Here is a 22504-nt window from a genome sequence, read left to right on the forward strand (position 1 = left end):
GACCGCTCTATCTAAGATCAATCGGCTTCAGCTTCGGCGAGGGACATGACGATGACATCTACCAAGGCGGCCCGGCTTGCGCTCCTGTTGGCAATTCCGGGGCTGGTTCTGACCGGCTGCGGGCGCAAGGGCGATCTCGACCGGCCGGGCGCCACCACGGCGATCAACACGAAGGCGCCCGCCGGCACCGCCGAACCGAAGGAGACGGTCGAGGACCGCCCCTTCCTGCTTGATCCCCTCCTCTAAGCGAGCGACACCCCCGTGAACCATTTCGACTATCGCGACGGAATTCTTTACGCCGAAGACGTCCCAGTAACGGATATCGCCCGCGCCGTCGGCACGCCCTTTTATTGCTATTCCACCGCGACGCTCGAGCGACACTACCGGGTGTTCGCAAGGGCCTTCGCCGACGTCGATGCGATGGTCTGCTATGCGGTGAAGGCCAATTCCAACCAGGCCGTACTGAAGACGCTCGGCCGCCTCGGCGCCGGCGTCGACGTGGTCTCCGAGGGCGAGCTCCGCCGGGCGCTCGCCGCCGGCATTCCTGCAGAGCGGATCATGTTTTCCGGCGTCGGCAAGACGCCGCGCGAAATGGACCTCGGGCTCGAGGCCGGCATCTATTGCTTCAACGTCGAATCCGAGCCGGAGCTGGAGATCCTCAACCAGCGGGCCGTCCGCGCCGGCAAAAAGGCGCATGTCTCCTTCCGCATCAATCCGGACGTCGACGCGGGCACGCACGCCAAGATCTCGACCGGCAAGAAGGAAAACAAGTTCGGCATTTCCTGGGAGCGGGCGCGCGCCGTCTATGCCCATGCCGCGACGCTCCCCGGCATTAAGGTGACCGGCATCGACATGCATATCGGCAGCCAGATCACCGAGCTGCAGCCCTTCGACGATGCCTTCAAGCTGCTGCGCGAACTGGTCGATACGCTGCGCTCGGATGGCCACGCCATCAACCATGTGGATATCGGCGGCGGCCTCGGTATCCCCTACCGGGAAGACAACAATCCGCCGCCGCTCCCCGATGCCTATGCGGACATCGTCAAGAACCAGCTGAAGGGCCTCGACTGCAAGATCGTCACCGAGCCGGGACGGCTGATTGTCGGCAATGCCGGCATTCTCGTCACGGAAGTCATTTATGTGAAGGATGGCGGCGAAAAGACCTTCGTAATCGTCGATGGCGCGATGAACGACCTGATCCGCCCGACGCTATACGAAGCCTATCACGAGATCAGGCCGGTGAAGATTTCTGCGGCCAATGCGCCGCGCATCAAGGCCGACGTCGTCGGCCCGGTCTGCGAGACGGGCGACTATCTGGCGCTCGACCGGGAGATGGCGATGCCGAAGCCGGGCGATCTCTTCGCCATCGGTTCAGCGGGCGCCTACGGAGCGGTCCAGGCCAGCACCTATAACAGCCGCCTTCTGGTCCCCGAGGTACTCGTCAAGGCCGATCGATTCCACGTGATCCGCCCGCGCGAGGACTACGACGATTTGATCGGCCTCGACTCGGTGCCGGATTGGCTTGACTGATCCCCGGCGTAGATCTTTCGACGGGCCGCGCCTCGGCGCGATCACGGTTTGTTTTTCTTGTCGCCCTCGCCTTCGCCACAAAGGATGTTATCCTGACCTTTGACCGCCGCGGCGGTCAAAGGGATCGAAAGGGAACTTAGGCGGATGACGCAATTCCGGCAGGATGAAACGCCACAACCGAAGTCACTCGGCAGAATGCTGGCGACGAAGCGGTTCCTGGCACGCCTGATCCTGCTTTCCGAGCAGCTCCTGCCCCGTGCGCTCGCCCCGGCCTCGCTCGTTCTCCTCTTCCTCTCAGCTGGCTGGCTCGGCCTTTTTCGTGTCGCGCCGTTCTGGCTGCACGTCGTGGTACTGCTCGCCTTCGCCGCCGGGCTTTTCCTGACGCTGCTGCCGCTCACCCGCGTTCGCTGGCCGGAGATCGCCGAAGCCGACCGGATGCTCGAAGACCGCAATCGGCTGCCGCATCAGGCGATCCGCGTGCAGGATGACGCGCCGGCGACGGAGGGAGCCGTTGGTGCGGCACTCTGGCACGAGCACCAGGCACGCATGGCGCGTCTCGTCCACGGCCTCGATACGGGCCTGCCACGTCCCGACGTTGCGAGACACGATCCCCTAGCACTCAGAGCCGTGCCGATCCTCATCGCCTGCGTCGCCTTCGCCTATTCCTATTCGAACCGCGCCGGCCTGGCGTCGGATGCGTTTCGGCTGCCCGAACGGCAGGTCGCTGCTCCCGACATCCGCATCGACGCATGGGTGACGCCGCCGGCCTATACCGGCCGCGCACCGATTTTCCTGACCGGCCGGGAGGATACGGCAGCCGCCGACAGGCAGGCTGCGATCACCATTCCGCAGTTCAGCGACGTCACGGTCCGGGTAACGGGCAACGGCCAGGAGACGCAGGTCAGCTATGCCGACACGGGCAGCCCTCAGCCGACGATCATCCCGGCCGTGGCCGGCAAGCCGTCGCCGCAGCAGCCGGCGGAAGCGGCCGGCACGCCGGCGAACGGCGCCCGCAGCCATCTCTTCAAGATCACCCGCGACGGGACGCTTTCCGTTGCCGGACAGCGCTGGAATTTCAAGATCATTCCCGACAGCGTCCCCGGCATCGCCTTCGATGGTGCTCCCCGTCCGACGGCGAACGCTTCGCTGGAGATAAGCTTCCTCGCCCATGACGACTACGGCATCGCCCAGGCCTGGGCAGAGATCAATCCTCTGGACGAACCGGCTGCCGGCGCCAGGCCGCTCTATCCACCACCGGAATACCGCCTCGACCTGCCCCGCCGCAACCCGCGCGATGCCAAGGGAACGACCAGCCGGAACTTGAGCGAACATCCGCTTTCCGGCAAGCGCGTCGAGATCACTCTCGTCGCCCGCGACGCCGCCGGCCAGGAAGGGCGAAGCGTGCCGGAGGAAATGGTTTTGCCGGCGCGGCGCTTCTTCGAGCCGCTGGCCGCAGCGGTCGCCGAACAGCGGCAGGTCTTCGCGCTCGACGCCAACCAGCTCCCCCATGCCATCGATCTCAATGATGCGCTGACGCTCTATCCCGAGGAGACGATCCCGAACCTCACCCATTTCCTGCTGATCCAGTCGGCCCGGACGCGGATGGAGCTCGCCCGCAACGACGAAATGCTGCGCGACGCGGCCGAGCATCTCTGGGAAATCGCCCTCGGCATCGAGGATGGCGACCTGTCGCTCGCCGAGCGCCGGCTGCGCGATGCCCAGGAGGCGCTCTCCGATGCGCTTGAACGCAACGCCTCGGATGAGGAGATCGCCAGGCTGATGCAGGAGTTGCGTCAGGCGATGCAGGAATATATGCGCGCGCTCGCCGAGCAGGCGGCCAAAAATCCGGCGATCGCCGCCAATCCGGACATGAACAATGTGCTGCGCCAGCAGGATCTGGAAAAGATGATGGACCAGATCGAGAACCTGGCGCGCTCCGGAGCGCGCGATCAGGCGCGCCAGCTTCTGTCCGAACTACAGCGGATGATGAACAATCTGCAGGCCGGCCGAATGCAACAGGGCGGCGAGCAGAACAGCGCCATGCGCCAGCAGATGGACAAGCTCGGCCAGCTGATGCAGCAGCAGCAGCAGCTGATGGACGAAACATTCAAGCTGGACCAGGCGCTGCGTGACCGGATGCAGCGCGGCGATCCGCTGCAGGGCGAGGACAACGAGCTGTTCGGCCAGGACATGCCCCAGGATCCCGGACAGCAGGGCGACCCGAACGGACAGCCGAACCCGCTCGACGAGATGACCGCCGAGCAGCTGAAGGAAGCCTTGAGGCAGCTCAGAGAGCAGCAGGAGGCGCTCGGCAAGCAGCTGGGCGATCTGCAAAAGGGCCTGGAGGAACTCGGCATAAAGCCCGGCAAGGGCTTCGGCCAGGCCGGGCGCGAAATGAAGGACGCCGCGGGCGCCCTCGGCCAGGGCCAGGGCGAACGGGCGGTTGGCAGCCAGGGCCGGGCGCTGCAGGCGCTGCGCGAAGGCGCCCAGGACATGATGAACCAGATGCAGGCCCAGGGTCAGGGGCCCGGCCCCGGGCAAGGTGTGCCGCAATACGGCCAGAACGGGCGCGATCCGCTCGGGCGCCGCCAGCAGAACGCCGGACCGGATTTCGGCGACCAGGTGAAGGTGCCGGACGAGATCGACACGCAGCGCGCCCGCCAGATCCTGGACGCGATCCGGCGCAAGCTCGGCGACAACCTGTCGCCCGAAGTCGAGCGGCTATATCTGGAGCGCTTGCTCGATATGCGCTGAGGCCCCGCCCGAGCAGGGCCTCAGGAAACCCTCAGGCCGCCAGGGCGTGCGCAACCGCCTTGCGGATGTCAGGCAAGGAAAATGGCTTGGAAATCACATCCACCACCTTGCCAGTGAGATCGTCGGTGCGCTCGCGCTGCTCGGCATAGCCGGTCATCAGCAAGATCTTGAGCTTGGGAAAGGCCGCCGATGCCTGATGCACGAGCTCGATGCCGTCCATGACCGGCATTCGGATATCGGAAAGCAGCAGGTCGAAGCGCTGGTCCTTGAGGCAGGCGAGCCCGTCGGCACCATCCCCGGCCTCAACCGTTTCGTGTCCATCGAGTTGCAGCGCCCGCGCCACGAACGAGCGCAAGGCATCCTCATCCTCGGTAATCAGGATTTTCGCCATCATGGCCTCCCGTATTCGCTCTCACGGAGCGCCGGCGTCGTTCGCAAGGAAGACGTCTACGTCGTTGAACATCCGTATCCACGCCGCCTGCGGCCGTGACACCGTTCCAACCAAACAGGTTTTTGTTTGCTTTCGGTAAACGCGATCTCATCGATTTTCAGCATCTCGCGCTTCCAGGTAGAGAAAGGGCGAATACTCGCCCATCAGGCGCAAGCAATCATTGCCCTCCCCGCAAAGAGTGAAACCGGGTATCGGAGGCCGGAGAGACACTATTCCGCGTCGCCGGTGACGACGCCGACGAAGGGCAGTTCGCGGAAGGCATAGGCGACGTCCATGCCGTAGCCCACCACGAAGTGATCGGGGCATTCGAAGCCGACATAATCGGCCTCCAAGTCGACGCGGCGCTTCATGCGCTTGTCGAGCAGTACGGCGATCGTCACGTGGCGGGCGCCGCGTTCGTAGAGCAGGTCCTTGGCAAAGCGCAACGTCCGCCCGGATTCGAGAATATCGTCGATCAAGAGAACGTCGCGATCGTGCACGTCGCTGTCGATATCCTTGGTGATCTTCACGCCCTTGGATTCGGTCCCCGTGCCGTAGCTTGACAGCGTGATGAACTCGACCTCCGGCGCAAGCCCCGCCCCGTGCATGGCACGGATGAGATCGGCCGCAAAGATGAAGGAGCCCTTGAGGATCGAGATGACGAGGAGGTCCTTGTGCGGCCCGCGCATGATCTCTTCCGCCATGTCTCGATTGCGACTGGCGATCGCCTCGGGGCTATAGAGGATCTCGATATTCTTGCCGCGAACGACGGGCATGGCGGGTCTCCGTTTCTGAAGGAAGAACGCCTGCCCTCCCTTTCCAGCGCCGATTAGCACAATCAGCGAGGCGAAACACTGTTTTCCGCAAAGGAAACGGCGACTTCAGGCATTTTTCCGCCCGCATAGGGAAGCCGGGTGACGAAGCGGCGGCTTTCACCCGGCGCGATGGCCGCGCCTTCGTGCATCAGCCGCGTCGCCAACACCGGCCGTCCGTTGCTCATCACTTCGACGACCACAGGCGGCAGACGCTGTTCGAGATCGGAGCGGTTGTCGATGGCCCCATAGACGGAAAGCACGCGCATGCCGCCGGTATAATCGAGTGAGGTCGTGACCGTCTCGATGGCCAGCGGACGGGCATCCGCCTCGTCATGCCCCCCGAGCCCTGCCACCAATAGGAAGGCCGTGAGGCCAAGGCCGGCGGCGAGGGCGGCGAAACGCCGCGCCGGCATCGCACGCAGTTTCACCTCCGCAGTCGCTAGGAGCCGCGCCGCTGCCCCGCTTCGAATGGTCGTCGTCGGAGGCGGAACGGGGCGCGCTGCCGATCGCCGATTGTCGTTGAAGACCGGATAAGGGCCGCGCCGCGGACCAGGAGCGACGGTCTCGAATTCGACGTCGACATAGTCGCGTTTCCTGGCCGGGGGATTGTCCGCGCGCGGCACGCGCTCCGGCGGAAGGAGGTCGATACCGGCGGTCTTCGTGCGAAATGCCTGCATGGGGCTCTCCCATCGGAGTGCCGCGCCCTTCTACGCCGGGCGCGCCAAGCTCGCGGCAAGACCCTGCAAAAACAAGGCATTGCATCAAATCCTCACGGAACGTAAATCGGAATGGTTAATGTTTCGGAAAGAGCCGCGAAAGCGGCGTGTTTTCCTGGGACGTTAACCGTCGCTTAACCATGGTTCCGCACTCGGTTTTGCCTTGGCAGGCGCGCTGTCCTACTGCATGGTCCTTCAATCGGCACCGCAGTTCAAAGCGATGCAGCGCGCTTCGTGTGCGCCCGGCGGGGCGCAAGGACGCCTGGATGTGCGAACGGCCGGTTGCGGCGGTTGTCGAGGATTGTGACGAGAGATTGGACTGTCCCGTTGATTCATTTCGAGAATGTCGGATTGCGCTATGGCATGGGGCCGGAAATTCTCCGGGACCTGACGTTCGACATTCCGCGTCGGTCCTTTCAATTCCTGACCGGCCCATCAGGAGCCGGCAAGACGACGCTGCTGCGGCTGCTGTTCCTGTCGCTGAAGCCGACGCGCGGGCTCATTCGCATGTTCGACCGCAACATATCCTCCATTCCGCGCGAGGAATTTCCGATGCTGCGGCGACGCATCGGCATCGTCTTCCAGGACTTCCGCCTTCTCGACCACCTGACGACCTATGAGAACGTCGCCCTGCCGCTGAGGGTCCGCGGCAAGGAGGAGACGAGCTATCGCTCGGACGTGCTCGAGCTTCTCAAATGGGTCGGTCTTGGCGAGCGCATCAATGTGCTGCCGCCGGTGCTTTCCGGCGGCGAAAAGCAGCGCGCCGCGATCGCCCGGGCGCTGATCGACCGCCCGGAAATCCTGCTCGCCGACGAACCGACCGGCAATGTCGATCCGCCGATGGCAAGGCGGCTGTTGAACCTTTTCCTCGAACTGAACAGGCTCGGCACCGCCGTGGTGATCGCCACGCACGACCTGTCGCTGATGGACCAGGTCGAGGCCCGGCGCATGATCCTTTCACAGGGGCGGCTCGATATCTATGAATGAGCAGCGCCCCCGCCGCGAGCCAGACCCGCCGCCGCAGCAGCGCCGCAGCGAGATGCGCGTGCGCCCGACCGGGCCGATCGTACCCTCCGCCAATGTCTCCGGCCATGCCTTGATGTGCGTCATTGCCATCATGTCGTTCCTCGCCTGCCTGACGCTCGGCGGCGTCAGCATGGTGCGCGCGACGGCGCAAAGCTGGCAATCGCAGATTTCTCGCGAGATCACCATCCAGATCAAGCCGGACGAGAACCTGGACATGGAGAAGGCGCTCGCCGACGCGCGCGACCTCGCCTTGACCTTCCCCGGCACGACGGGCGGCAACATCATCGACCGCGCCGCAACGGCCCGCCTCCTCGAACCCTGGCTCGGCAGCGGCCTCAACCTCGACGAACTGCCGGTGCCGCGGCTCGTGGTGATAACCATCGACGAAAACGACCCGCCGGATTTTTCCGCCATGCGAAAGGCCTTGACGGAGACGATTCCCGAGGCGTTTCTCGACGACCATCGCACGTGGGTAGACCGCCTGGTCGCCATGGCCAACACCACGACAATGATCGGGACCGGCGTTCTGGCGCTTGTCTTTTCGGCCATGGTGCTGACCGTCGTGTTCGCCACCCGCGGCGCCCTTTCCGGCAATCGCCACATCGTCGAGGTCCTGCATTTCGTCGGGGCCGAGGCGGGCTTCGTGGCGTCCGAGTTCCAGAAGCACTTCCTTAGAATCAGCCTCAAAGGCGCCGGCGCCGGCGGGCTGCTCGCGGCGCTGTCATTCGCCATCGCCGGTTTCTGGCAATCGCAGACGCTCGCAACCCCCGAAACGGACCAGGCGACGGCGCTCTTCGGCACCTTTGCGATCGGCTACACCGGCTATCTGGGCATCTTCGCGATCATCATCGTCATCGCCTTGCTGACGACGCTGACGGCGCGGCTGACCGTCACCCGGACGATCTACGAAATCGACCTTATCCGCTCGGACCCCGGCCGGACGGATACCTATCAGAGCTGACCCCTCTCGTGGGCTTTCCAAAACCGTGAATCTCCCCCGACCGATCTATCCCCTGCCGCAATCGGCGGCTATGTGAGAGAATCATAATGGGTGAGGAGCTTCGCGAGAGCGGAATGGCCGATAGGGGCAAATGGCGAGACAGGGCCGCGCGCCGCCGTCGGTCTCGCAGCCTGCTGCGCAAAATCCTGCGGCGCGGCTTTTTCGTGCTGCTCGCCTTTCTCGCCATCTTCGTCGCCGGCTTCCTGCACTTCGCCGATACGGTCGCCTCGCTGCAGCCGCCGGCCACACCCAGAGCGGATGCAATCGTCGTGCTGACCGGCGGCTTCCAGCGGATAGACCAGGCGGTCGAACTGCTGAAATCCGGCGCCGGCAACCGGCTTCTGATCTCCGGCGTCAATCCGGCGACGACGGAGAGCCAGATACGCCGCAACACGCAAAGTTCGGCCGATCTCTTCAAGTGCTGCGTCGATATCGGCCATGAAGCAGTCGACACGATCGGCAACGCGACCGAGGCCGGGCAGTGGATCCTGGACCGCGGCTATCGGAGCGTCCTCGTCGTCACCAACAACTACCATATGCCCCGCAGCCTGCTCGAACTGCGCCGGGTTCGGCCGGACACGCAGTTCATCGCCTATCCGGTCGTCAATTCGGACCTGAAGACATCCAACTGGCTGCGCAATCCGCTCTTCATCAAGGCCATCCTGCTCGAATACGCCAAATATTCGGTCGCCTCGCTGCGGGATCTTGTGAGCACGCACCTGACAGACAATCCGAGAACCGACGCTTCTCTCCCCGCGCCGCGGGAAGAGTAGCGCGCCGGATCCTGCAAGAACTGTTTTCCTTGCTGCGAGTTTCGTGTAGGCAGCGGAACGGCCAACCGCATCGCGGTCAGCGTCGCCTTCCATCGAGAGCCTGCCTGATGATCATCCTGCGTTCGATCCTCTTCAACCTGGTCTTCTATGCCAATCTGATCGTCCAGATGATCGTGCTGACCCCGGTCTATTTTCTCGTGCCGCGCAAGACAGCCTGGTTCGTGCCGAAGAACTGGGTGCGCAGCAACCACTGGCTCATGCAAAAGATCGTCGGGACGACCTTCGAGATCGAGGGCCTCGAGAACGTTCCACAGGGCGCCTACATCTTCGCGCCGAAGCACCAGTCCTTCTGGGACGCCTATGCGCTTCTGCCCTGGCTCGACGACCCGTTCTACATCCTGAAGCGCGAGCTGACCTGGATCCCGCTCTTCGGCTGGTACATCATCAAGCAGCGCATGGTGCCGGTAAACCGCGCCGCCCGCGGCAAGGCGATGACGGAGGTCATGGAGCGCACCAAGCGGGAAATGGCGACCGGACGTCAGCTGATCATCTATCCGGAAGGCACGCGGCGCCCGCCCGGCGCCCCGCCGGAATACAAGTACGGCATTGCCCGGCTCTACCGCGACCTGAAGGTGCCGGTCGTCCCCGTCGCCATGCATCCGGGCCTCTTCTGGCCACGCCGCAAGTTCCTGCGCTTTCCCGGCCATTTCAAGGTGCGCGTGCTGCCGCCCATCGAAGCCGGCCTTGATCCGGACGCCTTTTTGGCGAAGCTCGTCGAAGTGACCGAGGCCGCTAGCGACGAGCTCCTCGTCGAGACCGTCAAGGCCAATCCTCACCTGCCGCTGCCGCCGACGGCCAAACAGCGCCTGCGCGAACTTGGCGCGGGAAAAGTGACCGATCAGACCTGAGCCGACGCGGCTGCACCGTCGGTAAGACTGGCGGCGACTTCCTCGAGCCAATGGTCGCGGATGCCCATTTCCCTCAGATGGGCAAGCGTGTTGAGCACGTATTCCCGGTTGTTTCCCGACTTGCCCACGGCGGTTGCGACCGTGGCGGCCGCCTGCTCCGCGCTGAGCGCCCCGGCATATTGCACGTGGTTGCGGTCGATCACATAGGCGAGCGCCGGCACGCGCCGGCCGTCGGAGAGCTGCACCGGCATGGTTCGCTCCTTGTAGACCTGCGTGACCAGCTCGCGCTCGCGCAGATAATCGACCACCTCCGCCCTTTCGGCGGCAGCGACGCGAAAGGCCATGCCGATGCAGGAGCCGCCATAGTCCAGTCCGAGCACCAGGCCGGGGTGCCGCTCGGTGCCGCGATGCACCCAGGAATGGACGCAGAGGGAGCGACGATAGCCGAAAGCCCGCGCCGTCAGCTTCTCCTCGAAGCGAAAGCCCGGGTTCCACATCAGCGAGCCGTAGCCAAAGACCCAAAATTCGTCCATATCCGCTGCCATTCAACCAATGTTGCCGCAATAACCGAATCATCCTGGATAGGCGCAGCGGCCGACTGAGAACTTTCTAAAGCGGGATGGGCAAAGCTGTGAAGCGGTTTTCCGCCTGAAGCCGCTTCACCTTGTCGGGAGGCGAGCGCGCCGAAGAGTGCATGCGCATCTGCGTCGAAGTCGAGTTCTCCTTAAATCGACCTCGATTTAAGGACAAAGACATGCAGCAATTCAAAGTGCTACAGCGACCTTTGCGCGTCTGATAAGACGCGCGCTGTAGATGCCGATACTGGCCAGTAAAGTGGAGTACGCAATACCATGACGGTAACCGAGGTCGCCAAGGGCCGGCCCGCCAGCAGGAAGTTTCTCTGGCTTGCAGCAGGCATCATCCTCGTCGCCGGCCTCTATTCCGCCGCCTGGTTCGTTGCCGCCGACCAGATCGAGAAACGGTTGCCGGCCTACTTGGCGGAAAAGCAGGCGAGCGGCCTTGGCGGCGAATGCACAGATCTCGACGTGCGCGGCTTTCCGTTCAGGATCGGCCTCTTCTGCGACAAGGTGCGCCTCGACGACACCCGCCGCGGTGCGTCTGCCTCCTTCGGCGCCTTGCGGACGGCGGCACAGGTCTACCAGCCGGGACGCGCCGTCGTCGAACTCGACGGCCCCGCTGAAATCCGGGTCTCGCCCGGGGTTTCGGTGTCCGCCGATTGGACGCTGCTGCATGCAAGCCTTGCGGCGACGCTCTCGGGCATCGACCGTACGTCGATTGCCTACGACAATCTGACCGGCACGATCCGCTCGCCGCTCCTCGGCAAGGGCATAGGTTTCGGCGCCAGCCACGGGGAGATCCATCTACGCCAGAACAGCGATGATCTCGACGCGGCGCTCAGCGTCGAGAAGCTCGACCTGCGGCCCGAGGAAGGCCCGAGCCCCGCCCCGCCGGTCAATCTTGCCGCGGACCTTACGGTCACCGGTAGGGCCGACTGGCTGCGAGGCGGCGCGATCAACCCGCACATGCTGCGCGGTACCAGGGGCGAAATGCGGCAGTTGACGTTGGACGCAGGAAGCGGAATGACCGCCAAGCTCACCGGACCCTTCTCGGTAGACGATCAGGGGCTCGTTTCCGGCGAGTTCTCGCTGACCCTGGTGAACATCGACGCATGGCGCGAGAACCTGGTGAAAGCCGTTCCCGAGGAAACGGACCTCATCAACAATGTCGCCAACGTCTTGACGGCGCTCGCCGCCGGCAAGAACGAAGCGACCGTCAAGCTCAATGTGCGCGACGGCACCGCCTTTCTGGCCTTCGTTCCGATCGGTGTCCTGCCGGCGCTTTGAATCCGGAATTCAGATCTATTTCTGGTCCATGGCATGCCGGCCGAAGTCCGGCATCGCCGTATCCTGACCGGCCTGGATGATCGACCGGCGGATCGCCCGCGTACGGGTGAAGAGATCGAACAGCTTGTCGCCGTCGCCCCAGCGGATCGCGCGCTGCAGCGAGGCAAGATCCTCCGAAAAGCGCGCCAGCATTTCGAGGATCGCGTCCTTGTTGTGCAGGCAGACGTCGCGCCACATGGTCGGGTCCGAGGCGGCAAGACGGGTGAAGTCGCGGAATCCCGAGGCGGAATATTTGATCACTTCCGACTCGGTCACGGTTGCGAGGTCGTCCGCCGTGCCGACGATGTTGTAGGCGATGATGTGCGGAAGATGCGAGACGATCGCCAGCACCATGTCGTGATGCTCCGGATCCATCTCGTCGACCATCGAGCCGAGCGCCTCCCAGAAAAGCCTGAGCTTTGCGACCGCCTCCTCGTCCGTGCCCGGCGGCGGCGTCAGGATGCACCAGCGACCGCGAAACAGTCCGGCGAAGCCGGCATCCGGACCGGAATGCTCGGTGCCGGCGATCGGGTGACCGGGCACGAAATGCACGCTGTCCGGCAGGTGCGGCGCCATCTGGGCGATCACCGATCCCTTCGTCGAGCCGACATCCGTGACGATCGCCCCTGGCTTCAGATGCGCGGCGATTTCGGCGGCGACCGCACCGGAAGCTCCGACCGGCACGGAGACGATGACGAGATCGGCATCCTTCACCGCCTCGGCGGCCGACAGCGTATAGCGATGCCCGAGGCCGAGCTCGCCGGCGCGCTTCAGGGTCGCTTCGCTGCGCGTCGACACCACGATCGTTCCGGCGAGCTGCCTGTCCATGATGTCGCGCGCGATCGACGAGCCGATCAGGCCGATGCCGATGAGGGCGATGGTTTCGAACTGCTGAGCCATCATTTCCGTCCCATGAATTCGGTTAGTGCCGCGATCACGCCCTCATTCGCCTCTTCCGAGCCGATGGTCATGCGCAGCGCATTGGGAAAGCCGTAAGCGCTGACGGCACGCAGGATAAACCCGCGGCCGGTCAAAAAGGCATCCGCTTCCTCGGCCGATTTGCCGCCCGCCTCCTGGAAATGGATCAGCACGAAATTGGTGACCGACGGCGTGACACGGAGACCGATCGCCGCCAGGGCTTCGCTCGCCCTTGCGAGCCAGGCGAGGTTGTGATCGACCGCCGCGGCGACGAAGGCCTGGTCCCGGATCGCCGCCGCCCCGGCCGCGATCGCCGGCGCATTGAGGTTGAAGGGGCCGCGCACGCGGTCGACGGCCTCCACAATGTCGCGCGGCGCATACATCCAGCCGATGCGCAGGCCCGCAAGGCCATAGATCTTCGAGAAGGTCCGTGTCATCACCACGTTTCGGTTGGCCGAAACCAACTCCACTCCCGCCTCGTAATCGTTGCGCCGGGCATATTCGGCATAAGCCGCATCGAGTACCAGAACGACGCCGGGCGGCAGCCCGGCATGGAGGCGCCGCACCTCGTCGACGGGAATATAGGTTCCAGTCGGGTTTGCCGGATTGGCGATGAAGACGATCTTTGTCCGCTCGGTGACGGCAGCGAGGATCGCGTCGACGTCGACGCGCGCGTCGCTCTCCTTGACCGTCACCGGCCTCCCGCCGGCGGCGGTGATCTGGATCTTGTAGACGAGGAACCCATGCTCGGTGACGATCCCTTCGTCTCCGGGGCCGAGATAGGTGTGGCAGAGGAGCCCCAGCAGCTCGTCCGAGCCGTTGCCGCAGAGAATATTGGCCGGGTTCAGCCCGTGAACCGCGGCAATCGCGTGTTTCAGCGCGTGAGCCTGCCCGTCCGGATAGCGCTCTAGAGTAAACGCCGCCCGCTGGAATGCCTCGATTGCGCGCGGACTCGCGCCGAGCGGCGTTTCGTTCGACGACAGCTTGTGGACCTTCGCCACGCCCGGCGCGTGTTCCCGGCCCGGCACATAGGCGGCAATGTCCAGGATGCCGGGACGCGGCTCGGGGCTCTTCAGGGCAAGGTTCATCGATCGGCTTTCGCGGGGAAGAATGCGGTCCAGCCAATACCGGGGCGCGGCAAATTTGTCGAGTGCGGCGTCGCTGCCGCGTTTACGGGGTTTTGACCTCCGGCGCCCGAATGCGGGTGCTGGGAACGCCATGCGGTGCCAGCACCGGGACGAAGACGCGGCGCGAGGCGCGCGCCGCCACCGGCAGGCCCTGATAGAGCCGCTTCTGCGCCTCGACGATGATCACCCCGGAAAACACCGGCCAGAGCGAGCGGCCGAAGCGCTCGAGACCATGGCGCAGTCGCAGGATCATCTTTCGTCTCGATGGCGGAAAGAAGAGCGCTTCGGAGCTCGCCCCCGGCGTGAAGTTGGTCTCGCGCAAAAGTGCCGTCAGCTGTCCCCGCGAATAGGGCCGGCCGGAACCGAAGGGCGTGTGCTCCATCCGCGCCCAGACACCGCGACGGTTTGGCACGACGATGACCAGCCGCCCGCCGGGAGCAAGCACGCGCCAGATCTCCTTCATCGTCTCCCGCGGGCTCTCGGCGAATTCCAGCGCATGGACCATCAGCACCCGGTCGATCGAGGCATCCGGCAGCGGCAGTTCCTCGTCGAAGACGAGCGCGGTGGAGGAGAGTTCGGCAACCGGCCAGTTCACCGCGCCTTGTCCGGCCGGCATGAAGGCGAAGGTGCGTTCGGTGTCGGCGCGGAAACGCTCGAGATAGGGAACCGCGTAGCCGAGGCCGACCAGCCGCTCTTCCGGCATGCGCGCCCAGACGGAAGCGATCGCCATGCTGACGGCTTGCTCTGCCATCCGGCCGAGCTCGGAATGATAGAATTGGCGGAGATCGACGATATCTGTATGCATGCGCAACATGTTAGCTTCGAAGCGGTAGACTTCAAGGCGAGGCTCGCTACATTCGGCTACTGCATGTCTCCTAAGATCGACTTCGATTTAGGACAAAGACATGCAGCAATTCAAAGTGCTACAGCGACTTTTGCGCGCCTGATCAGACGCGCAAAAGTCGCTGTAGTCCCGACGCATGCTCCAAGGGAGGCCCAAGCCATGGCCGCGCTCGAACTTGACCTCTTCCTCTGCCGTAGCGACAACTTCGGTGTGCTCGTCCACGATCCGGTAAGCGGCGCAACGGCGTCGATCGACGCACCCGAGGAGCAGCCGATCCTCGAGGCCCTGGAGCGGCGCGGCTGGCACCTCACCCACATCCTGACGACCCATCACCATGGCGACCACGTCGCGGCAAATGTCGGCCTGAAGGAACGCTTCGGCGTCACCATCATCGGTCCAAAGGGCGAGGCTTCGAAGATTCCAGGCATCGACAAGCAAGTGGCGCATGGGGAACGCTTCGTATTCTCCGGCCATCCGGTCGAGGTGATCGAAACGCCCGGTCATACGGCGGGGCACATCTGCTTCCATCTGCCCGAAGACAAGTTGCTCTTCGCCGCCGATACGCTGTTCGCGCTCGGCTGCGGTCGGCTCTTCGAGGGGACGGCCGAGACGATGTGGCAATCGCTGAACCGGCTGATGGCGCTTCCCGACGATACGGCGGTCTATTTCGGCCACGAATACACGCTGTCGAACGCTCATTTCGCCGTGACGATCGATCCGGAAAACTCGGCGCTGAAAGAGCGCGCCGCCGAAATCGAGGAGACCCGTTCGGACGGCGGCTTCACGGCGCCGACGACGATCGGCCTTGAGAAGAGAACCAACCCGTTCCTGCGCGCCGCCGATCCGAAAATCCGCGCTCACCTCGGCATGGAGAAGGCGAGCGATGCAGCCGTCTTCGCGGAAATTCGCAAGCGCAAGGACAATTTCTGATGAGCGCCGCGCGGGAGATGACGGCGGCCACGATCATCGACACGCTGGGGCTCACCCGGCATCCGGAAGGCGGCTGGTACGTCGAGACCTTCCGCGATGCCGACGGCGGGTCACGCGGCCACTCGACGGCAATCTACTATCTGCTCGAAAAGGGTGACCGATCGCACTGGCATCGTGTCCGCGATGCAGCCGAAGTCTGGCATCATTACGCCGGGGCGCCGCTCGAACTCAGCATTGCCGAACCCGGAAAGCGGGCCTCACGCCATCGGCTCGGTCCCGACCTTCTGAACGGCGAACGGCCGCAACAGATTGTCCCCGCCGGTTGGTGGCAATCGGCCGCCTCGCTCGGAGACTGGACGCTCGTCGGCTGCACGGTTGCGCCGGGCTTCGACTTTTCCGCCTTCGAGATGGCCGCACCGGATTGGCAGCCGCCGCGAGATTGAGTGTTACTCGGCCGCTTGCGCCGCCGTCCCGCCGCTCCTGAAGATCATATCCTTCGCCGCGAGTACGGCGCCGCCTGTGACGAGCATGCAGGCCAAGGCGATTCGCCAGGACGGCTCGGCAAAGTCGAACAGGATGAGGATCAATGTCGAGAGCACCGGCGCCGCATAGCTCGCAACACCGAGGAACTGGATGTCGCCGTTCTTGACGCCGAAGTCCCAGGCATAGAAGGCAGCGCCGACCGGCAGAAGGCCGAGGCCGGCAACAGCCAGCCATTCCAGGGGCGCCTGCGGCCAGACCGTGGTCTCGAGGCCGAGATGGCAGAGAAGGGAAAGAATCGAGGTCGCTAGGCAAAAGCCGGTCACCACGTCGGTCGAAACTGCGCCGAAACGCCGGGTGATCAGCGAATAGCCGGACCAGGCGAAGGCGCAGAGGAATGCGGCTCCGTAACCGAGTGCATAGGCATCGTCGAAGGCGACGCCGTCGCGTGCCACGATCATGATGGTGCCGGAGAGCCCCGCAAGCGCGCCGGCGATATGGTACCAGCGAAGCCTCTCACCCGGCAGCAGGGCCGAACCGACGACGATCAGAAGCGGCCAGAGATAGGCGATCAGGCCGGCTTCCACCGCCGGGGCATTTCGAAGCGCCGTGAAATAGAGAAAATGGTAGCCGAAAAGTCCGGCAATGCCGGTGATCCAGACCTTGGCCGGCTGCTTCAGAAGCGAGAGGCGTTGAGGTTTCGACGCCAATACGATGATGCCCGGCAGGCTGCCGATCATGAAGCAGATCGCCGAAAGCTGGAACGGCGGCACCTCACCGGAGGCCGCGGTGAAGAGTGCCAGCAGCGACCACATCAGGATTGCCGAAAAACCGACCAGCGTTGCCTTGAACTTCATCCCACTTCCCCTCACGCAGCCCCCGAAGGCGACACCCGGTACGTCCGCGTACCGCCGCCCTTCGACTTGTCATGGATTTATCGTGCCTGCGCGATTTTTGAAAGAGGCGACCGGCTGGCCCGACTAGCCGCCAAACCGCGTCGCCGACACGGTCACCGGCCCGATCTTCGTCGGAATGCGGACATAGACGGGGGCATAGACGTCGACCGCCTCCGACTTCGCGAACCAGATTTCCATGGTTTCCAGGCGGCGCAGATATTCGACGTCCTCACGCCCCTTTCGGTACCCGGCCTTCGGCACGAACTTGACGCCGCAGACGATCACCTCGCCGTCAAAGCCCTTGGTCTTGAAGTTCCGCGTGCCCTTGGCCGACAGCCTGATGTCGAGCCGCGATTCGCCGTCGAAGATCGGCAGCGTATTGGGGCAGACGCGGCTTGTCGCCGGAATGATCAGCCCGGAGAGCGGATCGAGGACGTTGCGCATGTCGCGGCTCGTCACCGGTACCCAGTTCTTCGGCAATGGTGTGCGCTTCGGGACCATGCTTGCGCGCACCACATTGCCGTTGCGGAAGCTGACGCTGATCGCCCGGGATTTCTTGCCGCTGCGATAGGACATCGAGTATTGCGTCGCCCGGAGGCGGTCGCGGCCGATCAGCCCGGAAACGCGCGTCTGGCCGGCGGTCGGGCTGATGATGTTCACCAGGCCGGCCGAGTTCAACGTTCCCGAGATCGTATAGCGATTCTGCTCGATCTCGGTGTGGAACGAGGCCCGCGCCAGCGGCAGGCCGGCAAGCGCGATGCTGTAGTCCGTCTGATGCTCGATCTCCGCAGCAAAACAGGCTGTGGAAAACATCGCGGCGGCCAGGAGTGCCGGCACGCGAAAGCCACTGCGCAACATCATTCCCGAAAGCCCCATTGCCAATCTCCTGCAGGATCCGTGAAGCGCGACCGGTTCAAGGACGAAACCATGCAGCAGCTCAAAATGTTACAGTGTCATTCTGCTTCTCGACGACACCCGGCGCGGCCCTGCCGCAATTCCCTGAGATGCAAGCGGTTTGCGGCATTTCTGCGCCCGATTCGTCATAGTCTCTACAGGCGAGACCAAGGGCTTGATTCCGCCTGCGCCAGGAGGAGATAGCGCGGCGCGGCACGGCCGGAAAGATGACGGCTCGCAACCGCGCTGAATTTTTGATAATCCTTGGCAAGGCACGGATTTTGAGGAAAGCGCAGGTTTGGCTTGACTGGCGGGCCATCACTGACTATAGAACCGCGACTTTCCAATAATGGCCAGTAGGAACGCGGCCTGGGCTCTGGGCCCGCTACCGCATTGTCCGGCGGCAAAAAGAAAATAGGTGTACCATGTCCCGTAGTTGCGAATTGACCGGTAAGGGCGTCCAGTCGGGTCACAATGTGAGCCACGCCAACAACAAGACGAAGCGCAAGTTCCTGCCGAACCTGTGCAATGTCACGCTGATTTCCGACGCGCTCGGCCAGCGTTTCCGCCTGCGCGTCTCCGCTGCGGCTCTGCGTTCGGTCGAACACCGCGGCGGTCTCGACGCCTTCCTGCTGAAGGCCGACGAGAACGAGCTGAGCATGCGCGCCCGCCTGCTGCGCCGGCAGATCGTCAAGAAGGCTGCCGAAGCCGCCTGATCGGCGCCGGAACCTTTCCGAACACGGCTTGAAAGGCTTGCGGATCCGTCCGGCAAGCCTTTTTCTCGTGTTCGATTCACCGGCCGGATACCTGCCTTCGGTCTTGTGCGTCACTGGTGGCATCACCCAGGATAAAAAAATGCTGATCAACCGTACGTTCTTCGTCTATGTCGCGCTGATGACCCTGGTGGTGGTCGCGTCGAACTTCCTCGTGCAGTATCCCCTGCCCGGCTCAATCGCCGGCATGCAGCTCGGCGATCTTCTGACCTGGGGCGCTTTCAGCTATCCCTTCGCCTTCCTGGTCACCGACCTCACGAATCGCCAGTTCGGTCCGCGCATCGCGCGCCGCGTCGTCGTCGCCGGCTTCGTGGTCGCCGTCGCGCTTTCCTTCTTCGCCGCGACGCCGCGGATCGCGATCGCCTCGGGTTCGGCCTTCCTGCTTGGCCAGCTTCTCGATATTTCGGTATTCAACCGGCTGCGGCGTCAGACTTGGTGGCGCGCTCCGCTCGCCGGTTCGCTGATCGGCTCGGGCCTCGACACGGCGATGTTCTTCTCCTTCGCCTTCGCACCGGTCTTCGTCTTCCTCGGCCCGAACGACAGCTTCGCGCTAGAAGCAGCACCGCTCCTCGGCCTCGTCGCCTATGAAGCGCCGCGCTGGATTTCGTGGGCGCTCGGCGATCTGGCGGTGAAGATCCTGTGCGGCATCGTCCTCTTGCTGCCCTATGGTGCGCTGATGAGCGTCGTCAAGCCGATGCCGGCAGCCAAGGCCACCGCGTGAATTTGAAGAGATGAATAGGCGGGGCCGGGTTGGCCCTGTCGCGCTTCAGTTGGTGTAACCGTCCCTCAGCCGGAACTCGAGCATTAGATTGCGCTCGAGGATCGAATGGTTGTCGTCGGAAACCAGGATCAGCCGAGTCTCGCCGTCAGGCCGGACGACGACATCGAGCCCCTCCATGTTGTCAATCTGGTAGCCCATGTCGGCCTCGAGCAGCACCTCGCCGTCGACCACGGCGCCCGGGCGGATATCGGCGGCGGCAAGCCGCCGGATGCGCATGCCGAGTCCTGAGGCGAGATTGAAGCGGCGCTCCAGGATGAGCAGATCGCCATTCGGCAGGAACGCGCCGTCGGTCACCGCATAGGGGTCGTTGCGCACCACCGCGAAGGCGCCCCGCAGCGGACCGTCGAGAATGCCGGCCAGCAGATTGTCGGACGCATCGACGCTACGTTCCGCGACGACCACAGCGGCGCCGCCGAGCGGCCCATCCTTCGGCGCAATTGCGATCGTCTCCAGGCCGCCATTGCTACGCAGCTCCTCGACCCGAAAGGGCAGGCTCATCTGGCCGATCGGCCGCGATCCGGCAAAACCTGGGTCCGGATAGAGATCGACCCGTGCCGCCTGCTCGAAGCTGACGATGACGGCGCCGTCGCGCAGCGCCAGCCCCTCGGAATCCACCATCCATTTCTTGAGCTGAGCCCCGCCATTGGCATCGGTCATTGCGGTGATGGCGAGGTCGGTCGTGCCCAGCAGCCTGCCCGCCGCGTCCCGAATGACGGCGCCCTCGACCCAATGTCCAGTATCGAGAACGGCGACGAAGGATTCGCCACCCGGCCGGAAGCGGATCGCCGAAACCGCTCCGAACAGCGCATTGGGCGAGGTCATCTCGATGCCGCCGATGAATTCGAGCCTGCCGAAGGTCGTCGCGTCGGAGCCGACCTTGAACTGCGAGATCTGCCGGCTGCGGATCGGAGCGATCTCACACAAGGCCTCCGCCTTCGCAGCCACGGTCGACGCCAACAGGAAGAGAACGGCAAGGAATCGGCGGAGCATGTCTAGGCACAACCTTCCAGGGAGGCGACGCAGGTGCTGACCGACGGGCAGCCTCCTAGCAGATGATGGAGATGCAGGCGAATTTGCGGCGTGGCAAACCGCTCAGCCGACCCGGCGCAGGCCCCCGACGCGGCCATGCCTCTCCTCCTCGAAGAGGGCGGCGAGCTGCTCGGTCATGGCGCCGGCCAGTTCGTCCGCATCGACGATCGTCACGGCGCGGCGATAATAGCGCGTCACGTCATGACCGATGCCGATCGCCAGAAGCTCGACCGGCGAGCGCGTCTCGATCTGCTCGATGACGGCGCGCAGATGCCGCTCGAGATAATTGCCGGCGTTGACCGACAGGGTGGAATCGTCGACCGGCGCGCCGTCGGAGATCATCATCAGGATGCGGCGCTGCTCCGGCCGGGCGAGCAGGCGATCATGGGCCCACATCAGCGCCTCGCCGTCGATATTCTCCTTGAGCAGCCCCTCGCGCATCATCAGGCCGAGATTGCGGCGCGCGCGGCGCCAGGGGGCATCGGCCGACTTGTAGACGATGTGGCGCAGGTCGTTGAGGCGGCCCGGCGACTGCGGCTTGCCGCCGGCCAGCCATTTCTCGCGGGATTGTCCGCCCTTCCACGCCTTGGTGGTGAAGCCGAGGATCTCGACCTTGACGCCGCAGCGCTCCAGCGTGCGGGCCAGGATGTCCGCGCAGGTGGCCGCGACGGTGATCGGCCGGCCGCGCATCGAGCCGGAATTGTCGATGAGCAGCGTCACGACCGTGTCGCGGAAATTCGTATCCTTCTCCCGCTTGAAGGACAGCGGCTGCATCGGATCGATGATGATCCGCTGCAGCCGCGCAGTGTCGAGGAACCCCTCCTCGAGGTCGAACTCCCAGGAACGGTTCTGCTGCGCCATCAGCCGCCGCTGCAGGCGGTTGGCGAGGCGGCCGACGGCCCCCTGCAGGTGTGCCAGCTGCTTGTCGAGGAAGGCACGCAGGCGGTCGAGTTCCGCCTCCTCGCAGAGCTCCTCGGCTGTGATGGTCTCGTCGAATTCGCGCGTATAGACCGCGTAGTCGACCTTTTCGTTCAGATCGGCGAAGGGGTGGTTCGGCCGCTTGACCTCGCCGGGCGTCTCGCTGTCTTCGTCGCCCTCGTCCTGAAGGTCGTCGTCGGAGATCTCGGCGCCGTCCATCTCGCCTTCTTCCATCTGCTCCTCGGCAGACTGGTTTTCATCGGCGGGGGCGGCATCGGAGCCCTCCTCCTCTTCGCTGGCGTTCTCGTCCTGCTCCTGGCTGCGCGGCTGGTCCTCGTCGGTCTCGCTTTCCTGCTCGTCCGGCTCGATATCGTCCTCGCCGTATTTCTCGGCCACATCCATCGAGGCAAGCATGTCGCGCACCACCCGGGCGAAGGCGTGCTGGTCGTTGATCGCCGCCGGCAGGTGCCCGATGTCGGCGGAGGCCTTCTGCTCGATGAAATCGCGCCAGAGGTCGAGCACCTTGCCGGCCGCCGCCGGCGGCTTCTTGCCCGTCAGCTTTTCCCTGACCAGCAGCGCCACCGCCTCTTCGAGCGGTGCATCCGCTTGCGCTTCGATGGAGCCGAAATTGGCCTTGGCATATTTCTCCTCGAGCATGGAGGAGAGATTGTCGGCAACGCCTGGCATGCGGATCGCCCCGATCGCTTCGACCCGCGCCTGCTCGACGGCATCGAAAATCGCCCGCGCATCGGCGCCCTGCGGCGACATGGTCGCATGGATGCGGTGGTTGTGGCAGGCCTTGCGCAGCGCCATGGAATCGCCCAGACCGCGCGCCACGGCGAGTTCGTGCCGGGTCGGACGCTTCGAAAGCTCCGGCAGCCGGATGCGCTCGCCGGTCATCCCGGGGCGCTCGTTCGCGAAGGCGACTTCGAGCTCCGCATCCCCGGCGATCGACCGGACGCAGCCGGAAAGCGCCCGCTTGAACGGTTCAGCGGCGTTTTCCCTCGTTTGCGGCTTCGCCTTTGAATTCGAGCTCACGACAGTTCCTTCTTCAGCCG

At 64.3% G+C, this 22504-nt stretch carries 23 protein-coding genes; 12 read left to right on the plus strand and 11 right to left on the minus strand.

Going from position 1 to position 22504, the window contains the following annotated elements; translation table 11 throughout:
* Positions 1-51 precede the first annotated feature (51 nt).
* The 3 genes from SS05631_RS14350 (at position 52) to SS05631_RS14360 (ending at position 4284) form a co-directional block, all read left to right on the plus strand.
* Complete coding sequence (locus tag SS05631_RS14350) at positions 52-246, plus strand: lipoprotein (protein ID WP_050988264.1); 195 nt, start codon at positions 52-54, stop codon at positions 244-246.
* A 15-nt stretch (positions 247-261) separates the two neighbouring features.
* Positions 262-1530 carry a diaminopimelate decarboxylase gene (lysA, locus tag SS05631_RS14355; RefSeq protein WP_037419781.1) on the plus strand — a complete coding sequence of 423 codons (1269 nt, stop codon included), beginning with the start codon at positions 262-264 and terminating at the stop codon, positions 1528-1530.
* Between the two features lie 144 nt (positions 1531-1674).
* On the plus strand, positions 1675-4284 hold the full coding sequence (locus SS05631_RS14360; protein ID WP_095678004.1) for a TIGR02302 family protein: 2610 nt from the start codon (positions 1675-1677) through the stop codon (positions 4282-4284).
* A gap of 31 nt (positions 4285-4315) precedes the next feature.
* Here the strand turns inward: SS05631_RS14360 and SS05631_RS14365 are convergent, their stop codons facing one another.
* The 3 genes from SS05631_RS14365 to SS05631_RS14375 all read right to left on the minus strand — a co-directional run bounded on the left by SS05631_RS14365 (position 4316) and on the right by SS05631_RS14375 (position 6206).
* Entirely contained in the window at positions 4316-4675 is a 360-nt protein-coding gene (locus SS05631_RS14365; RefSeq protein WP_037419785.1) for a response regulator, read from the minus strand.
* Positions 4676-4944: 269 nt separating this feature from the next.
* Positions 4945-5490: a hypoxanthine phosphoribosyltransferase gene (gene hpt / locus SS05631_RS14370; protein WP_037419796.1), complete on the minus strand. Its 546-nt coding sequence runs from the start codon at positions 5488-5490 to the stop codon at positions 4945-4947.
* A 62-nt stretch (positions 5491-5552) separates the two neighbouring features.
* Positions 5553-6206, minus strand: a complete 654-nt coding sequence (locus SS05631_RS14375) for a hypothetical protein (protein ID WP_037419797.1) — start codon at positions 6204-6206, stop codon at positions 5553-5555.
* 402 nt (positions 6207-6608) lie between these two features.
* On the opposite strand from SS05631_RS14375, the gene ftsE reads away from it, so the two are divergent.
* The 4 genes from ftsE (at position 6609) to SS05631_RS14395 (ending at position 9952) form a co-directional block, all read left to right on the plus strand.
* A complete protein-coding gene (gene ftsE / locus SS05631_RS14380; protein WP_234782359.1) occupies positions 6609-7232 on the plus strand; it encodes a cell division ATP-binding protein FtsE in 624 nt (207 codons plus the stop codon).
* Positions 7225-8232, plus strand: a complete 1008-nt coding sequence (locus SS05631_RS14385) for an ABC transporter permease (RefSeq protein ID WP_037419800.1) — start codon at positions 7225-7227, stop codon at positions 8230-8232. The genes ftsE and SS05631_RS14385 overlap by 8 nt, the downstream gene beginning before the upstream one ends.
* Before the next feature lie 113 nt (positions 8233-8345).
* The gene (locus tag SS05631_RS14390; RefSeq protein WP_037420112.1) at positions 8346-9044 is read left to right on the plus strand and encodes a YdcF family protein; all 699 of its coding nucleotides are present in this window, start codon (positions 8346-8348) and stop codon (positions 9042-9044) included.
* A 107-nt stretch (positions 9045-9151) separates the two neighbouring features.
* Entirely contained in the window at positions 9152-9952 is an 801-nt protein-coding gene (locus tag SS05631_RS14395) for a 1-acyl-sn-glycerol-3-phosphate acyltransferase (RefSeq protein WP_037419801.1), read from the plus strand.
* On the opposite strand, the gene SS05631_RS14400 is transcribed toward SS05631_RS14395, so the two are convergent.
* Positions 9943-10497: a gamma-glutamylcyclotransferase gene (locus tag SS05631_RS14400; protein WP_037419802.1), complete on the minus strand. Its 555-nt coding sequence runs from the start codon at positions 10495-10497 to the stop codon at positions 9943-9945. The genes SS05631_RS14395 and SS05631_RS14400 overlap by 10 nt on opposite strands.
* 306 nt (positions 10498-10803) lie before the next feature.
* Between SS05631_RS14400 and SS05631_RS14410 the strand changes: the two genes are divergently transcribed.
* Positions 10804-11817, plus strand: coding sequence for a DUF2125 domain-containing protein (locus tag SS05631_RS14410; RefSeq protein ID WP_037419803.1), 1014 nt, complete (start codon positions 10804-10806; stop codon positions 11815-11817).
* Between the two features lie 15 nt (positions 11818-11832).
* Here the strand turns inward: SS05631_RS14410 and SS05631_RS14415 are convergent, their stop codons facing one another.
* The 3 genes from SS05631_RS14415 to SS05631_RS14425 form a co-directional block, all read right to left on the minus strand.
* Positions 11833-12759 carry a prephenate/arogenate dehydrogenase family protein gene (locus SS05631_RS14415; protein WP_037419804.1) on the minus strand — a complete coding sequence of 309 codons (927 nt, stop codon included), beginning with the start codon at positions 12757-12759 and terminating at the stop codon, positions 11833-11835.
* Positions 12756-13862 carry a histidinol-phosphate transaminase gene (gene hisC, locus SS05631_RS14420; RefSeq protein ID WP_037419805.1) on the minus strand — a complete coding sequence of 369 codons (1107 nt, stop codon included), beginning with the start codon at positions 13860-13862 and terminating at the stop codon, positions 12756-12758. The genes SS05631_RS14415 and hisC overlap by 4 nt, the downstream gene beginning before the upstream one ends.
* Positions 13863-13944: 82 nt before the next feature.
* A complete protein-coding gene (locus tag SS05631_RS14425) occupies positions 13945-14715 on the minus strand; it encodes a class I SAM-dependent methyltransferase (RefSeq protein ID WP_037419808.1) in 771 nt (256 codons plus the stop codon).
* A gap of 189 nt (positions 14716-14904) precedes the next feature.
* On the opposite strand from SS05631_RS14425, the gene gloB reads away from it, so the two are divergent.
* Positions 14905-15675, plus strand: coding sequence for a hydroxyacylglutathione hydrolase (gloB, locus tag SS05631_RS14430; protein WP_037419810.1), 771 nt, complete (start codon positions 14905-14907; stop codon positions 15673-15675).
* The gene (locus SS05631_RS14435; protein ID WP_037419812.1) at positions 15675-16118 is read left to right on the plus strand and encodes a cupin domain-containing protein; all 444 of its coding nucleotides are present in this window, start codon (positions 15675-15677) and stop codon (positions 16116-16118) included. Before gloB ends, SS05631_RS14435 begins: the two co-directional genes overlap by 1 nt.
* Positions 16119-16121: 3 nt before the next feature.
* Here the strand turns inward: SS05631_RS14435 and SS05631_RS14440 are convergent, their stop codons facing one another.
* The gene (locus SS05631_RS14440; protein WP_037419815.1) at positions 16122-17012 is read right to left on the minus strand and encodes an EamA family transporter; all 891 of its coding nucleotides are present in this window, start codon (positions 17010-17012) and stop codon (positions 16122-16124) included.
* A 123-nt stretch (positions 17013-17135) separates the two neighbouring features.
* Positions 17136-17927 (minus strand): DUF3108 domain-containing protein, encoded by a 792-nt coding sequence (locus tag SS05631_RS14445; RefSeq protein WP_162109123.1) that lies wholly within the window; start codon positions 17925-17927, stop codon positions 17136-17138.
* Positions 17928-18370: 443 nt separating this feature from the next.
* Here SS05631_RS14445 and rpmB point away from each other — a divergent pair, with 443 nt between their 5' ends.
* Together rpmB and SS05631_RS14455 are read left to right on the plus strand one after the other, a co-directional pair.
* Positions 18371-18661: a 50S ribosomal protein L28 gene (gene rpmB, locus SS05631_RS14450; RefSeq protein WP_012709220.1), complete on the plus strand. Its 291-nt coding sequence runs from the start codon at positions 18371-18373 to the stop codon at positions 18659-18661.
* Between the two features lie 139 nt (positions 18662-18800).
* A complete protein-coding gene (locus SS05631_RS14455) occupies positions 18801-19439 on the plus strand; it encodes a VUT family protein (protein ID WP_037420118.1) in 639 nt (212 codons plus the stop codon).
* Positions 19440-19484: 45 nt separating this feature from the next.
* Here SS05631_RS14455 and SS05631_RS14460 read toward each other — a convergent pair whose 3' ends face one another.
* Positions 19485-20489, minus strand: a complete 1005-nt coding sequence (locus SS05631_RS14460) for an esterase-like activity of phytase family protein (RefSeq protein ID WP_037419816.1) — start codon at positions 20487-20489, stop codon at positions 19485-19487.
* Between the two features lie 102 nt (positions 20490-20591).
* Positions 20592-22484: a cobaltochelatase subunit CobT gene (cobT, locus tag SS05631_RS14465; RefSeq protein ID WP_037419819.1), complete on the minus strand. Its 1893-nt coding sequence runs from the start codon at positions 22482-22484 to the stop codon at positions 20592-20594.
* Between the last annotated feature and the right edge of the window lie 20 nt (positions 22485-22504).

This window comes from Sinorhizobium sp. CCBAU 05631 (assembly GCF_002288505.1).
GTDB classification, from domain to species: domain Bacteria; phylum Pseudomonadota; class Alphaproteobacteria; order Rhizobiales; family Rhizobiaceae; genus Sinorhizobium; species Sinorhizobium fredii_C.